The sequence below is a fragment of the Microbacterium sp. MM2322 genome (genome assembly GCF_964186585.1).
Classification (GTDB): domain Bacteria; phylum Actinomycetota; class Actinomycetes; order Actinomycetales; family Microbacteriaceae; genus Microbacterium.
Genome location: NZ_OZ075067.1, coordinates 1544694 through 1558569 on the forward strand (window position 1 = coordinate 1544694; position 13876 = coordinate 1558569).

Sequence of the window (13876 nt, forward strand, 5' to 3'; positions counted from 1 at the left end):
CTCACCCCTGGGAGACACGAACGTGCCTGGAGAGAACCTCACCCGCATCGAAGCGCAGGAGCGGCGTGCGACCGTCGAGACGCATTCGTACGACATCTCACTCGATCTGACCACCGGTGACGAGGTCTTCGCTTCGCGAAGCGTCATCCGTTTCGCGGCAACCGCCGGTGCGTCGACCTTCGTCGACCTGATCGCCCGCGGCATCCGCGAGATCACCCTGAACGGTCGCACCCTCGACCCCGCCGCAGTCTTCTCGGACTCGCGCATCTCCCTCGACGGCCTCACCGACGAGAACGAGCTCGTCGTCGTCGCGGACTGCGAATACACCAACACGGGTGAGGGCCTCCACCGTTTCGTCGACCCGGTCGACGGCGAGGTGTACCTGTACTCCCAGTTCGAGGTGCCCGACTCGCGCCGGGTCTTCGCCGTCTTCGAGCAACCCGACCTGAAGGCCACTTTCCGGTTCACCGTCACAGCGCCCGACGCGTGGAAGGTCGTCTCCAACTCCCCCACCCCTGCCCCGGTCTCCGCCGGCGACGGCGTGGCGACGTGGGCGTTCGAGCCCACTCCGCGCATCTCCTCGTACATCACCGCGCTCGTCGCCGGACCGTACGAGCAGGTCTTCTCGGAGCTCACGAGCTCCGACGGTCGCACGATCCCGCTCGGCGTCTACGCCCGCAAGAGCCTCTGGCAGCACCTCGACGCGGATTACGTCTTCGAGAAGACCCGTCAGGGCTTCGCCTACTTCGAGGACAAGTTCGGGGTCCCGTACCCCTTCGCCAAGTACGACCAGCTCTTCGTGCCCGAGTTCAACGCCGGTGCCATGGAGAACGCGGGCGCGGTGACCTTCACCGAGGCCTACGTCTTCCGTTCGAAGGTGACGGATGCCGTCAAGGAGCGCCGCGTCGTCACGATCCTGCACGAGCTCGCCCACATGTGGTTCGGCGACCTCGTCACCATGAAGTGGTGGAACGATCTCTGGCTGAACGAATCCTTCGCTGAGTGGGCGTCGACGATCGCCACCGCTGAGGCCACGGAGTGGACCGAAGCGTGGACGACCTTCAACGCGATGGAGAAGACCTGGGCCTACCGACAGGACCAGCTCCCGTCGACCCACCCCGTCTTCGCCGAGATCAACGACCTCGAAGACGTGCAGGTCAACTTCGACGGCATCACGTACGCCAAAGGCGGATCCGTCCTCAAGCAGCTGGCCGCGTGGGTGGGCATCGAGGCGTTCTTCGCCGGAGTCTCCGCCTACTTCCAGAAGAACGCGTGGGGCAACACCGAGCTCAGCGACCTGCTCGTCGAGCTCGAGGCAACGAGCGGCCGCGAGCTCACGACCTGGTCGAAGAAGTGGCTCCAGACGGCCGGCGTGAACACGCTCGCTCCCGAGATCCGCGTCGACGGTGACGGCACCATCACCCGGTTCGCGATCGTGCAGACGGCGCCTGCCGACTACCCGACGATCCGTCCGCACCGCCTGGGCGTGGGCTTCTACTCCCTGCAGGGCGACGCGCTCGTCCGGACCCACCACGTCGAGCTCGATGTCGACGGGGACCTGACCGAGGCCCCCGAGCTCGTCGGACTCGCCCAGCCGGATCTCGTGCTGTTGAACGACGAGGACCTCGCCTACGCGAAGATCCGTCTGGACGAGCGTTCGCTCCGCACGGCGACCGACCACCTGAGCAAGATCAGCGACCCGCTCGCGCGTTCGCTCGTCTGGGGCGCCGCGTGGGATCAGACGCGTGACGCGGAGGCCTCGGCATCCGAGTACATCGACCTGGTCCTGAAGAACATCGGCACCGAGACCGAATCGACGACCGTCCGGACGACGCTCGGCCAGTTGCAGCTCGCGGCGAACTCCTACGTGTCCCCCGAGAAGCGGGATGCCGCGCGCCAGCGCGTCGCCGACGGTCTCTGGGACCTCGCGCAGAACGCCGAAGCGGGAAGCGACAGCCAGCTGCAGTTCGTGACCGCCTTCGCGTCGGCCGCGGCCACGCCGGGCCAGTGGGAGCGTGTCGCTCAGCTGCGTTCGGGAGACCTGGCCCTGCCGGGGCTGGACATCGATGCGGACCTGTTGTGGTCGCTGCTCGTCTCGCTCGCCGCCGGCGGCGTCGTTTCGGCAGAGCAGATCGACGAGGCGCAGGCCGCGGACAACACGGCGAAGGGTGGCGAGTTCGCCGCGCAGGCTCGCGCTGCTCTGCCGACCGTCGACGCGAAGCGCGTGGCGTGGGCCTCGCTCATCGACAACGACGATCTGCCGAACACCGTCGTGCGCTCGGCCGCCGCCGGCTTCGTGCACCCGGCGGGGACGGACGCGCTCGGCGAGTTCGTCGGCGCGTACTTCGACATGCTCCTGCCGGTCTGGGAGTCGCGGACGTACCAGATCGCGCAGTACCTCATCGTGGGTCTCTACCCGGCGCCGCTCGCCAACACGGCTCTCCGCGATGCGACGCGCGGGTGGCTGGCCGATCACCGTGACGCCCCCGCGGCGCTCCGCCGCCTCGTGAACGAGAATCTCGCCGGCGTCGAGCGGGCGCTGTCCGTGCAGGAGCGCGACCGCCAGGACTGAGCCGAGTCCGAATCGGGGCGGGTGTGTCCTCCTACGGGACGACACACCCGCCCCGATCTCATGCTTGCGGGGGACGCGGAAAGCACGCCTCTCTCCGTAGCGTGACTTTCATGATCGTTGCAGAAGGCCTCACGAAGAGGTACGGAGACAAGACAGCCGTCGATGGCGTGAGCTTCACGGTTCAGCCCGGGAAGGTGACGGGATTCCTCGGCCCGAACGGCGCTGGGAAGTCCACCACGATGCGGATGATCGTGGGCCTCGACTCCCCGACAGCAGGCCGCGTCACCCTCGACGGACGCGACTACCGGTCACTGCGTTCGCCGTTGACAGAGGTGGGCATCCTGCTCGACGCGAAGGCGGTCCACACCGGCCGGAGCGCACAGAACCACCTGCGCGCAATGGCGGCGACGCACGGTATCCCGCGGTCACGGGTCGACGAGGTCATCGAGATCACGGGGCTTCAGAGCGTGGCGAAGCGCCGCGCCGGCAAGTTCTCGCTCGGCATGGGTCAGCGACTCGGCATCGCGGCGGCCCTCCTCGGTGATCCCCGCACCCTGATCCTGGACGAGCCCGTCAACGGCCTCGACCCCGAGGGAGTCCGCTGGGTGCGCCAGTTCGTGCGCGCTCAGGCCGCATCGGGTCGCACGGTCCTCCTGTCGAGCCACCTCATGAGCGAGATGGCGTTGACGGCCGACCACGTCATCGTCCTCGGCCGCGGACGGGTTCTCGCCGACGCGAGCATCGCTGATCTGGTCTCGGCGTGGACACGCAGTGCCGTCACCGTCCGCTCGCCGCGGACGGGCGAACTCGCGCAGCTCGTCACCGGTCCTGATGTCACCGTGACCTCCGCCGAGGCGGGTCTGCTCGACATCACCGGCACGACGGCTGCCGCGGTCGGCGAGATCGCCGCCCAGCACCAGATCCCGCTCCACGAGCTGACGCCGCGAAGCGGATCGCTCGAGGACGCCTACCTCGCCCTCACCGAGGGTTCCGTCGAGTACCGCACGCAGGGAGCCGCATCATGACCACGACGATCGACACTCGCGCGGCGGGGATGTCCGCACCGACGGCCGCTTCGCCGTACCGACTGAACTTCGTGCGTCTGGTACGCAGCGAGGCCCTCAAGCTGTTCACCCTGCGCTCCACCTGGTGGTCGCTGGGGGTGACCGTGGCGCTCGCCACCGGGATCTCTCTGCTCGTTGCCGCGGTGACCACCAGCCTCCCCGAGGAAATCCGCGCTCAGATGTCAGTGAACCCGATGAACGCCGTCGTCTCACCGCTGCAGTTCACGATGCTGGTCGCAGGCATCCTCGGGGCAATGGCGATCACCGGTGAGTACTCGACGGGGATGATCCGCTCCACCCTGACCGCTGAACCTCGCCGCGGTGCCGTGCTCCTTGCAAAGGCGCTGATCGTCTCGGCCACCCTCATCGTCACCACCCTGGTGACCTCGCTCATCTCGATTCTCGTCGTGACGCCGATCTTCGGGAGCAACGGGTTCACCTGGGATGACGCCGAACTGACCTGGATCCCCCTGGCCTGGGCGATGATCTCGATGGCGACGTTCGCCCTCTTGGGGCTGGGATGGGGGTTCCTGATCCGCAACGGTGCCGGAGCCATCGCGGCCACCGTCGGCATCCTCTTCGTCCTCCCCATCGTCATGAATCTCTTCGCCTTCGGCGGCGAGTCGTGGCGGTGGCTCATCGACCTGTACAACTACCTGCCTTCGTCGGCTGCAGCAGGTTTGACGACCGATCCCACCAATGAGACCGTGCGGAACGTCATCGTTCTTCTCGCCTGGCCGGCGGCAACCCTCCTCGGTGGATGGGCGGTCCTCCGCGTACGTGACGCGTAAGGTCATGGCGTGACGAACCGAAGCCGCAGCTCTCCCTTCTCGGAGGGAGAGCTGCGGCTTCCGCGTCCGCCCGGAGTGCTGCGTCGATACTGGGCGCGGCATCCCCTCTTCGCTGACATCCTCGTGTGCGTCGTCTGCCTGCTGGTCTCGGCCGTGCCCGTGATCGCCACGCCGGTGCTGCCCGAGGGAGTCGGAACCAGATCGTCGGACTGGGTGCGGGTGCTGCCGTTCCTCGGCGTCATGGTCGTTCTCGGCTGCCTGTCCCTCCTGTTGCGCCGTCGGCATCCGATCCTCGTTCTCGGGGCTGCGTACCTCGTGGCCCTCGCGTACCTCTTCACGCCGGACCCGATCACCGGACCGCTCGTCCTCGTGGCCACCTACTCGGTCGCCGTCTACGTCAGCACGCGCGCCACCCTCATCGGCGTCGCAATCGGGACCGTCGTCCTCGTCGGCACCGGGATCGGTCTCGCGTCCGCGGGGGCGATCTCCACAACAGTCCTCTGGGGATCGATCGTCAACGAAGCGCTCAATGCGGTGATCGGCGGGCTCATCGGCACCAACGTCGGCTCCCGGGCACGATACGTCGCCGCGCTCATCGATCACTCCCGACGCCTCGTCGTCGAACGCGATCAGCAGGCGAAGCTCGCATCGGCCGCCGAGCGGGAGCGGATCGCCCGAGAGCTCCACGACATCGTCGCTCACTCGCTGACCGTCATGGTCGCCCTCGCCGAGGGGGTCGCCGCCTCGCGCGACGCCGAACACTCCCGCCCGGGGGTCGAGGCGATCGCCGCCACCGGGCGCGAGGCGCTGCGAGACATGCGGGCGACCCTCGGCATCCTTCGCGATCCCGCAGAGGCGCCGCTTGCCCCGCTGGCTCGCGACACCACCGCTGAGACCGTCGCCTCGGCCCGTGCGGCAGGGTTCGACACCCGGCTCGTCGTGTCGGGCGATCCCGCCGGTCTCGACTCCCGGACCCAGCTCGCGGTGTCGCGCATCGTGCAGGAGAGCGTGACCAACATCCTCCGCCACGCGTCGGGAGCCACGCGCATCGACGTGGTGATCCGGCACGAGTCGAAGGGCGTGTCCGTGGCTGTCAGCGACGACGGCTTCCCCGTGACGGCTCCGCAGGACTCCCCCGGCTTCGGATTGCGGGGCCTTCGAGAGCGCGTCGAGCTCACGGGAGGAACCGTGTCGGCGGGACCGCGACACCCGCACGGCTGGTCGGTCACCGCCCACATCCCGAGACAGGAGCAACACGCGTGAGCTTTTCCGCATCCCCCGCCCCCATCCGGGTGCTGATCGTCGACGACCAGTCGCTGATCCGGCTCGGTTTCCGCATGGTCCTCGAGTCGGCCGATGGGATCGACGTGGTCGGCGAATGCAGCGACGGCGCCGAGGCGATCTCGGCGACTGACACACTGCGCCCCGACGTGATCCTCATGGACGTCCGGATGCCGGGGGTCGACGGGATCGAGGCGACGCGACGGATCATCGACAGCCACCCTGAGATGCGCGTGCTCGTCCTCACGACCTTCGACCTCGACGAGTACGCGTTCGGAGCGCTGCGCGCCGGCGCCGGCGGGTTCCTCCTGAAGGATGCCGGTCGCGACGAGCTCGTTGCAGCCGTCCGGGCCGTCGCCGCCGGCGAGGCGACGCTCGCCCCGCGAATCGTGCGGCGGATGATCGAGCTCGTGACCACGTCGGACTCCCCCGACTCACCCGCGCCCGCCGACGAACGCACAGCGCACGAACAGAACGTCCTGACGGCACGCGAGCAGGATGTGCTTGAGGCGATGGCGCGCGGCCTCACCAACACCGAGATCGCGGATGAGTTGTTCCTCGGCGAATCGACGGTCAAGACCCATGTCGGTCGCATCCTCGCCAAACTGCCCGCCCGCGACCGGGTGCACGCCGTCCTCATCGCCCACGGCCTCGCAAGCCCGCTGACCGATGCGGGCGTCGCCGCTCAGACGGGCGACGGGGCGCGCCGGTAGGATCGGAGCGATGATCTCGCCCGTTCTCGCCGCATCCCCGCAACCGTCAGCCGTCGGCTGGGAATCCGTCCGCGACGACTTCCTCGCATTCCTGGTGACGGCCGGCTGGAACCTCCTGTGGGTCGCGGTGACCATCGCGTCCGCACTCCTGCTCTCCTGGATCATGCGCCGCCTCATCGGCCGCGTGGTCGATCACATCGTCCTCGGGGCGAAGTCGCGCGCGGCCGCCGAGGACACCCGGGCGATCGACATGTCGCCGCTGGCGCAGGTGCGGATCGTGCAGCGTACCCGGACGCTCGGGTCGATCCTCACCAACATCGTCAACGTGGCGATCGTCATCATCGCGATCCTCACGATCGTCTACATCCTGAACCCCGGCGTGCTCGCCTCGTTCACGCTGCTCTCCGCCGCGATCGGCGCGGGGCTGGGCTTCGGCGCTCAGAACATCGTCAAGGACGTCCTCAACGGGATCTTCATCGTCGCGGAGGACCAGATCGGCATCGGCGACGTCGTCGACGTGGGGCTCGCCACCGGCATCGTCGAATACGTGAGCGTCCGGGTGACGCACGTCCGCGACGTCAACGGGACTCTCTGGTTCGTCCGTAACGGCGAGATCCTTCGGATCGGCAACATGTCGCAGGGATGGTCGCGTGTCGTGATCGACGTCGGTGTCCCTCTCGATGCGGACATCGACGCGGTCGAAGACGCCATGCTCACCGCCGCGAAGGACCTCGTGCGCGAGCCGAAGTGGCGCACCCGCATCCTCGACAAGCCCGAGGTCTGGGGCCTCGAGTCGATCGGCGGAGACACCGTGATCACCCGTCTCGTCGTCAAGACCCGTCCGAACGCCAAGGACGACGTCTCCCGCGCGCTTCGCAAGCGGCTCAAGACTGCGCTGGACGAGCTCGGCGTTCCGCTCCCCCAGCTCGCTTCCACCCTCCTCACCGGCGCCGACGCCGCCCAGAGCGTCCGTGGCGCGAACCCGCCCAAGACCAAGCCGCAGCAGGTGACACCACCCACCCCGCCGCGACTCGCGTGGCGTCCGAAGAAGCGCGGTCGCACCGATGGCGAGCCGCCCGAAGGGACCGCAGCACCGTGAGCGACCAGTCCACGTTCTTCGACGAGGTCGGCGGCCACGAGGTCTTCCGCCGCATCGTCGACGTCTTTTACCGCGAAGTCGCATCCGACGACGTCCTGCGCGCCATGTACCCGGAGGAAGACCTCGGCCCGGCGGCGGAGCGTCTCTTGCTCTTCCTCGAGCAGTACTGGGGCGGTCCGACGACATACGGCGAGACGCGGGGGCACCCGAGGTTGCGGATGCGCCATATGCCCTTCCACGTGAATCCGGACGCACGCGACCGATGGTTGCGCGCCATGCGCATCGCGGTGGATGAGGCGGAGCTGTCGCCTCTGCATGAGGCGACCCTCTGGGACTACCTCCAGCGGGCGGCGCACGCGATGGTCAACACGTTCGAGCCGACGGGGATCGGTCCCGTCGCGAAGCCCCATGGCGGCGCGGCGCTCCCTCTCCACCCCGAGGCCTGACTCCCCCGGGACGGGTCAGCGAGAACCGGTCGAGCGCACCGTGGTGAGCCCGGCCGGGTTGCCGGCCCGAACGAGGACGTGTCCGCGTGGCACGCTCACCCGGGTCCAGGTACCCGTACGAAGAACGGATGCCGCACCCGTCCCCTCAGCCCCGAGGAACCCCAGCGCGTCCGCGGCGAAAGCCACGCCGGCGATGAGTCCGCCGAGGCTCGGATCCGGCGCTCCCCACACCGCGGCGCGGACGGAGCGGACGATGTCCTCACCGGGCGAGGCGGGGAGGGCCGTGGCAACGGCATCCACACCACGGCGGACCGCGACGACGAGATCATCCACGTCCACGGGGTCTCCCGGGATCCATCCCGCACGGGGCGGCGAGATCCCTGCCCAGGCCGCGGACACCCCGCTGTCGGGAAGGGCCACGCGCGCCGGGTCGTCACCGGCGCGGAGAGCTCCGGCATCCACCACGAGGTCGCACTCGAGTTCGGGATCGATCCGAAGGAAACGCATGCCGAGGACCGTCGGGGTGTCGTCGCCGAACCCACGCGGCGACAGGGGCGCCGCCGAGACCGCGAGTGTCCCTGCACTCGCGCGCAGACGCACGGCCGGATCGCCGAGTCGGGCGGCACGACCCGCGAAGGTGAGGAGGTCTGCCGCCGAGCGGGAGTCGGGGAAAACGAGCTGCGGGGCCATCCGACCTAAACTACCAACCGGGCGCCCACCGGGATCGCATGGGATGCCCGAGAAGGGAACGCTGTGCGCGAATCAGGCCACGTCGACGGATTGCTGGCGGTGATGGACCTCGCCTCCAGCGACGCCCGCACCACGGAGGACATCTTCACCGGAGTGTCGCAGGCGATGCCGCTGGGGCGCGTGTTCGGTGGACAGGTGCTCGCCCAGGCAGTGATCGCGGCAGAGCGCACCGTGGACGACGGGCGGGCCGCTCACTCCATGCACGGCTACTTCCTGCGCCCCGGCGACTCGACGCGGGGCATGACGTTCTCGGTCGACCGCATCCACGACGGCCGGTCGTTCTCGACCCGGCGGACCCAGGCCTTCCAAGAGGGCGTGCCGATCTTCTCGATGATCGCCTCGTTCGAGATCGATGCGACAGGGCTGGAGCACCAGGACGAGATGCCCGAGGGCATCCCCGGACCCGACGACCTGTCCGACGACTCCGTCCTCGCCGGTCTCCACCCGATGAGCAAACGTCATTTCGATCAGAGCCCCGTCGAGGTCCGCCACGTCGAAGAGCCGATCTACGCGACGGTGGGTGCCGAGCATGTTGCGCACCAGTCCGTGTGGGTGCGGACGCGCGGCGCAGTACCCGACGACCCGCGGCTGCACCGCGCCGCACTCGCGTACATGAGCGACCTGACGATTCAGGAGTCGGTGCTGCGCGCGCACGGAGCGTCGTGGTCGACGCCCGGTCTGAAGGTTGCGAGCCTCGATCACGCGATGTGGTGGCACCGTCCGGCCCGCGTCGACGAGTGGCTGCTCTACGTGCAGCAGTCCCCCAGCGCGCAGGGCGGCCGCGGACTCGCCACGGGTCGGATCTTCTCGCGTGACGGCGAACTCGTTGCGTCCGTCGCGCAGGAGATCATGGTCAGAGTCCCCGACCAGAACTGAGCGGTCAGCGCCGCCCGAGCGGCGGCAGCGGCTCGCCGACGAACGGCTCCCACGCTGCCCGGGTCTCGGGCGACAGGCGCACGGGTCGCCCGGTCACGGCATCCACCTGAACGATGACGGTGGATGCCCGCGCGTACAGCGTCTGCGGCGCCTGGCCTTCGGGCGTGAAGACCTCGTAGTTCACCTCGGCGCTCGATCCACCGATCTTCCCGAACCACATCTGCACGTCGATGGGATCGCGCTGGTAGGGCACCGGGGCGAGGTACTCGATCTCCTGCCGCGCGATGAGCGTCAGGTGCGCGGCACCGTGGCTCGCGTCGATCACGGCGGTGGGGACGACCCGCTCCCCAGCGCCGGGCACCCAGAAGGCGCGCACGCGCGCCTCCTCGAGGAGCTTGAGCATCGCCGCGTTGTTCACGTGGTTGTACGCGTCGAGATCCCCCCACCGGAGGTGGATGGGAACGCGGATGCGGGCGTCAGTCACGCGTCAGCTTGCGGTACGTCGACTTCGCGGGGTTCGCGGCGTCGGCGCCGAGGCGTTCGACCTTGTTCGACTCGTACGCCTCGAAGTTGCCCTCGAACCAGTACCACTGGTCGGGCTTCTCGGCCGTCCCCTCGTAGGCCAGGATGTGCGTCGCGATGCGGTCGAGGAACCACCGGTCGTGCGTGATGACCACGGCGCAACCGGGGAACTCGAGGAGCGCGTTCTCGAGCGAGCTCAGCGTCTCGACATCGAGGTCGTTCGTGGGCTCGTCGAGGAGGAGGAGGTTGCCGCCCTCTTTCAGGGTGAGCGCGAGGTTCAGGCGATTGCGCTCACCACCGGAGAGAACCCCGGCCTTCTTCTGCTGGTCGGGGCCCTTGAAGCCGAACTTCGACACGTACGCGCGCGACGGGATCTCGGTCTTGCCGACCGTGATGATGTCCAGGCCGTCGGAGACGACCTCCCACAGCGTCTTGTTCGGGTCGATATTGGAGCGTGACTGGTCGACGTAGCTGATCTTGACGGTCTCGCCGATCTTCAGGTCGCCGCCGTCGAGGGGCTCGAGTCCCACGATCGACTTGAAGAGCGTCGTCTTTCCGACACCGTTCGGGCCGATGACGCCGACGATGCCGTTCGGCGGCAGGCTGAAGCTGAGCCCGTCGATCAGGGAGCGCCCGTCGAAGCCCTTCTGGAGCTTCTTCGCCTCGATCACGACGCTTCCGAGACGCGGCCCCGGCGGAATCGAGATCTCCTCGAAATCGAGCTTGCGGGTCCGCTCGGCCTCGGAGGCCATTTCCTCGTAGCGGGCGAGACGGGCCTTCGACTTGGTCTGGCGTCCCTTGGCGCTCGAGCGCACCCACTCGAGTTCTTCCTTGAGTCGCTTGGCGAGCTTGGCGTCCTTCTTGCCCTGGACCTCCAGGCGCTCGCCCTTCTTCTCGAGGTACGTCGAGTAGTTGCCCTCGTACCCGATCAGGCGACCGCGGTCGACCTCGGCGATCCACTCCGCGACGTTGTCGAGGAAGTACCGGTCGTGGGTGATGGCGATGACGGCGCCCTTGTAGGCCTGCAGGTGCTGCTCGAGCCACAGGACACTCTCGGCGTCTAGGTGGTTCGTGGGCTCGTCGAGCAGGAGAAGGTCGGGCTTCTGGAGCAGGAGCTTGGCGAGGGCGACGCGACGCTTCTCACCACCGGAGAGCGGGGCGATTGCGGCGTCCGCCGGCGGGGTACGGAGAGCATCCATGGCCTGCGAGAGCTGAGAGTCGAGGTCCCAGCCGTCGGCGGCGTCGATCTCCTCCTGCAGCGTGCCCATCTCGGCCAGGAGCGCGTCGAAGTCCGCGTCCGGGTCTGCCATCAGGGCGGAGATCTCGTTGAACCGGTCGAGCTTGGGCTTGATGGCCACGCCGTCCTGGATGTTCTCGAGGACGGTCTTGGTCTCGTCGAGCTCGGGCTCCTGCATGAGGATGCCGACCGAGAACCCGGGCGACAGCTTCGCTTCACCGTTCGACGGCGTGTCGAGGCCAGCCATGATCTTGAGGATCGTGGACTTACCGGCGCCGTTCGGACCGACCATGCCGATCTTGGCGCCCGGCAGGAACGCCATCGTGACGTCGTCGAGGATGAGCTTTTCGCCGACCGCCTTGCGGGCACGGACCATGGAGTAGATGTATTCGGCCATAACGGCCCAAGTCTACGTGTGCGGCCCCTCACCGAGGGACCGACGAGCGGTCACCAGTTGATCGGACGCGTCTGGCCCACGAGGCATTCCCCTTCGGCGAGCCCCGGCATGACGAGCGCCGTCGGGGCCGGGACGGACGGGCCGACCTGTCCGACGAGGCATTCGGTCCCGATGCGGACGGAGAACTGGATGCTGTCAGCCGGGTCGTCGACCGAGGTCTTGTCCTTTGTGACCTGCATCGCGTCTTTCTCGAACCCCGCAGCCACGAGAGCGTCGATGTAGTCGCGACCCTTGACGGAGGCTGAGTCCTTCCACACCGCGTCCATCACCCGGGTGAACTCCGGGAGGCGCGCGGCGGCCGTATCTGCCGCAGGAGTCGCCGTCGGAGTCGACGAAGGACGAGGTGCCGAGGACGAGGGTGCGGGCTCGGAGGGCGCCGGATTCGGCTCCGGCGTGCAGGCTGCGAGTGACACCGCCACGAGGGGCGCAAGCGCGATGAGGAGCAGGCGGGATCCCCGAGAGGGCTGGTGTCTGCGCACGCGCCAGAGTCTAGGGGGTGCGACCTCCGAGCCGGCTGGGTTCCTCAGAACGGCGTGGCGACCGGCTCGGCCTGCCACTGCGGTTCGCTGGGGGTCGCCTCATCCAACCCCGGCGCTGCCCACTCGGCATCCGTGGCGCCGCCCGACGCTTCTTCCTTGGTGCGGGCCGTGCCGGTGAAGACCGTCGTCCCGAAGGCGAGGTCGTGGCCCACGGCGAACGCGTCGATCTCGGCATCCGTTCCCGACTTCTCCCCCGCTTCCCATCGTTTGATGGCCAGCGCGCCGTGCACGACGACGCGTTGTCCCTTGCGAACGGATGCGGCGACGTGCTCTCCGAGAGTGCGGAACACCGACACCCGATACCAACTCGTCAGGCCGTCCACCCAAGCGCCGGACTTGGCGTCGTAGCGGCGGTCGGTACTGGCGACGCGCAGCGATACGACGGGCGTACCGTCGGGCAGTCGGCGGAACTCGGGGTCCGCGCCGACGTTGCCGACGATCGTGATGTGATCCTTCATTGCTATTCCTCCAGGCGTCGAGGGCACGGGTGTGCCCGGTCGATGCTCCGACGCCCGCGTGCCCGGCGGGCGTCGGAGCCCCTTCAGGATTCCGTCGCACGCGGACGCGACAACGCCCCGGTTGCCGACCGGTGGATACGGTCGGCAACCAGGGCGTGTGGGGAGAAGGCTCAGCGGCGGGCGTACTCGCCGAACCGCGCGCGGACCTTGTTCACCTTCGGAACGGCGACGGCGAGGCAGTAGCCCTGACCGGGGTTCTTCGTGAAGAAGTCCTGGTGGTAGTCCTCGGCGGGGTACCACTCGCTGAGCGGTTCCATCGTCGTGACCAGTCCACCACCCCACCACTCGGCGGCGCGCTCCGCGGCCTGCTCGAACGTCTCGCGCTGCGCGTCGTCGGCGGGGAACATCGCCGACCGGTACTGCGTGCCGACGTCGTTGCCCTGTCGGTTGAGCTGGCGGGGGTCGTGCATCGTGAAGAACGCGTCGAGGATGACGTCGGAGGGGATGACCTCTTCGTCGAATGTCACCTTGACGGCCTCCGCATGCCCCGTCGTCCCCGTGCACACCTGCTCGTAGGTGGGAGACGAAGCGGAACCGCCGATGTAGCCCGACTCGACCGAGACGACTCCCTCGAGAGCCCGGTAGGCGGCGTCGAGACACCAGAAACAGCCTCCGGCAAGCACATAGGTCTGCATGAGCGACCTTCCTTTCACTGTGGATCGTCAGGGGGGACAACGCTCGCGGCGGCGTCGATGTTCCGTCGGGCACGCGGGCGTGTCGGTGGCCGAGCGTACCGTGCGAATCGACGCAGAGGAGGCACCTTGACCATCATCGCTCCGACCGCTGATGCCCGGCTGCGCCGCTACCGCCTGGCGCCTGTCTCCGACCGGCTCTGGCGGGTGGTGGATGCCGCTGGGCGCGTCATCGGTCATGTCGCCCGCACGGGAGACGAGGCGGCATCTCGCTATCGGGCGCGACGTTTCCGCGCATCTGCGGGAGCGTTCGTGGAGGTCGGCGAGTTCTGGCGCCTCGAGGACGCGGTCGCCGCGCTCCACGATTCGCGGTGATCCT

General features: G+C 68.4%; 15 protein-coding genes. 9 read left to right on the plus strand and 6 right to left on the minus strand.

Annotation, left to right across the window (positions count from 1 at the left end; all coding sequences use genetic code 11):
• The first annotated feature begins 22 nt into the window (after window positions 1-22).
• From pepN to ABQ271_RS07565, 7 genes are all read left to right on the plus strand, one after another.
• A complete protein-coding gene (pepN, locus tag ABQ271_RS07535) occupies window positions 23-2572 on the plus strand; it encodes an aminopeptidase N (protein WP_349308172.1) in 2550 nt (849 codons plus the stop codon).
• A 110-nt stretch (window positions 2573-2682) separates the two neighbouring features.
• Window positions 2683-3597, plus strand: a complete 915-nt coding sequence (locus ABQ271_RS07540; protein ID WP_349308173.1) for an ATP-binding cassette domain-containing protein — start codon at window positions 2683-2685, stop codon at window positions 3595-3597.
• Window positions 3594-4427, plus strand: a complete 834-nt coding sequence (locus ABQ271_RS07545) for an ABC transporter permease subunit (RefSeq protein WP_349308174.1) — start codon at window positions 3594-3596, stop codon at window positions 4425-4427. The genes ABQ271_RS07540 and ABQ271_RS07545 overlap by 4 nt, the downstream gene beginning before the upstream one ends.
• Window positions 4428-4436: 9 nt before the next feature.
• The gene (locus ABQ271_RS07550; protein ID WP_349308175.1) at window positions 4437-5690 is read left to right on the plus strand and encodes a sensor histidine kinase; all 1254 of its coding nucleotides are present in this window, start codon (window positions 4437-4439) and stop codon (window positions 5688-5690) included.
• Window positions 5687-6421: a response regulator transcription factor gene (locus tag ABQ271_RS07555; RefSeq protein ID WP_349308176.1), complete on the plus strand. Its 735-nt coding sequence runs from the start codon at window positions 5687-5689 to the stop codon at window positions 6419-6421. The genes ABQ271_RS07550 and ABQ271_RS07555 overlap by 4 nt, the downstream gene beginning before the upstream one ends.
• A gap of 10 nt (window positions 6422-6431) precedes the next feature.
• Window positions 6432-7520, plus strand: coding sequence for a mechanosensitive ion channel domain-containing protein (locus ABQ271_RS07560; protein ID WP_349308177.1), 1089 nt, complete (start codon window positions 6432-6434; stop codon window positions 7518-7520).
• Entirely contained in the window at window positions 7517-7966 is a 450-nt protein-coding gene (locus tag ABQ271_RS07565) for a globin (RefSeq protein ID WP_349308178.1), read from the plus strand. The genes ABQ271_RS07560 and ABQ271_RS07565 overlap by 4 nt, the downstream gene beginning before the upstream one ends.
• 15 nt (window positions 7967-7981) lie before the next feature.
• Here the strand turns inward: ABQ271_RS07565 and ABQ271_RS07570 are convergent, their stop codons facing one another.
• The gene (locus ABQ271_RS07570; RefSeq protein WP_349308179.1) at window positions 7982-8656 is read right to left on the minus strand and encodes a hypothetical protein; all 675 of its coding nucleotides are present in this window, start codon (window positions 8654-8656) and stop codon (window positions 7982-7984) included.
• Window positions 8657-8719: 63 nt separating this feature from the next.
• Between ABQ271_RS07570 and ABQ271_RS07575 the strand changes: the two genes are divergently transcribed.
• Entirely contained in the window at window positions 8720-9592 is an 873-nt protein-coding gene (locus tag ABQ271_RS07575; protein WP_349308180.1) for an acyl-CoA thioesterase II, read from the plus strand.
• Between the two features lie 4 nt (window positions 9593-9596).
• Here the strand turns inward: ABQ271_RS07575 and ABQ271_RS07580 are convergent, their stop codons facing one another.
• The 5 genes from ABQ271_RS07580 to msrA all read right to left on the minus strand — a co-directional run bounded on the left by ABQ271_RS07580 (window position 9597) and on the right by msrA (window position 13500).
• On the minus strand, window positions 9597-10076 hold the full coding sequence (locus ABQ271_RS07580; RefSeq protein ID WP_349308181.1) for a thioesterase family protein: 480 nt from the start codon (window positions 10074-10076) through the stop codon (window positions 9597-9599).
• On the minus strand, window positions 10069-11748 hold the full coding sequence (gene ettA / locus ABQ271_RS07585; RefSeq protein WP_036309106.1) for an energy-dependent translational throttle protein EttA: 1680 nt from the start codon (window positions 11746-11748) through the stop codon (window positions 10069-10071). The genes ABQ271_RS07580 and ettA overlap by 8 nt, the downstream gene beginning before the upstream one ends.
• A gap of 50 nt (window positions 11749-11798) precedes the next feature.
• A complete protein-coding gene (locus tag ABQ271_RS07590) occupies window positions 11799-12287 on the minus strand; it encodes a DUF6993 domain-containing protein (protein ID WP_349308182.1) in 489 nt (162 codons plus the stop codon).
• Window positions 12288-12331: 44 nt separating this feature from the next.
• Window positions 12332-12805, minus strand: coding sequence for a single-stranded DNA-binding protein (ssb, locus tag ABQ271_RS07595; protein WP_349308183.1), 474 nt, complete (start codon window positions 12803-12805; stop codon window positions 12332-12334).
• 170 nt (window positions 12806-12975) lie between these two features.
• On the minus strand, window positions 12976-13500 hold the full coding sequence (gene msrA, locus ABQ271_RS07600) for a peptide-methionine (S)-S-oxide reductase MsrA (RefSeq protein ID WP_349308184.1): 525 nt from the start codon (window positions 13498-13500) through the stop codon (window positions 12976-12978).
• A gap of 126 nt (window positions 13501-13626) precedes the next feature.
• Here msrA and ABQ271_RS07605 point away from each other — a divergent pair, with 126 nt between their 5' ends.
• Complete coding sequence (locus ABQ271_RS07605; RefSeq protein ID WP_349308185.1) at window positions 13627-13872, plus strand: hypothetical protein; 246 nt, start codon at window positions 13627-13629, stop codon at window positions 13870-13872.
• Window positions 13873-13876 lie beyond the last annotated feature (4 nt).

Bases quoted from the DNA above. Each gene is read 5' to 3' on its own strand.
- ABQ271_RS07570 (WP_349308179.1), bottom strand. From the start codon at position 8,656: ATGGCCCCGCAGCTCGTTTTCCCCGACTCCCGCTCGGCGGCAGACCTC.
- ettA (WP_036309106.1), bottom strand. From the start codon at position 11,748: ATGGCCGAATACATCTACTCCATGGTCCGTGCCCGCAAGGCGGTCGGC.
- msrA (WP_349308184.1), bottom strand. From the start codon at position 13,500: ATGCAGACCTATGTGCTTGCCGGAGGCTGTTTCTGGTGTCTCGACGCC.
- ABQ271_RS07540 (WP_349308173.1), top strand. From the start codon at position 2,683: ATGATCGTTGCAGAAGGCCTCACGAAGAGGTACGGAGACAAGACAGCC.
- ABQ271_RS07560 (WP_349308177.1), top strand. From the start codon at position 6,432: ATGATCTCGCCCGTTCTCGCCGCATCCCCGCAACCGTCAGCCGTCGGC.
- ABQ271_RS07545 (WP_349308174.1), top strand. From the start codon at position 3,594: ATGACCACGACGATCGACACTCGCGCGGCGGGGATGTCCGCACCGACG.
- ssb (WP_349308183.1), bottom strand. From the start codon at position 12,805: ATGAAGGATCACATCACGATCGTCGGCAACGTCGGCGCGGACCCCGAG.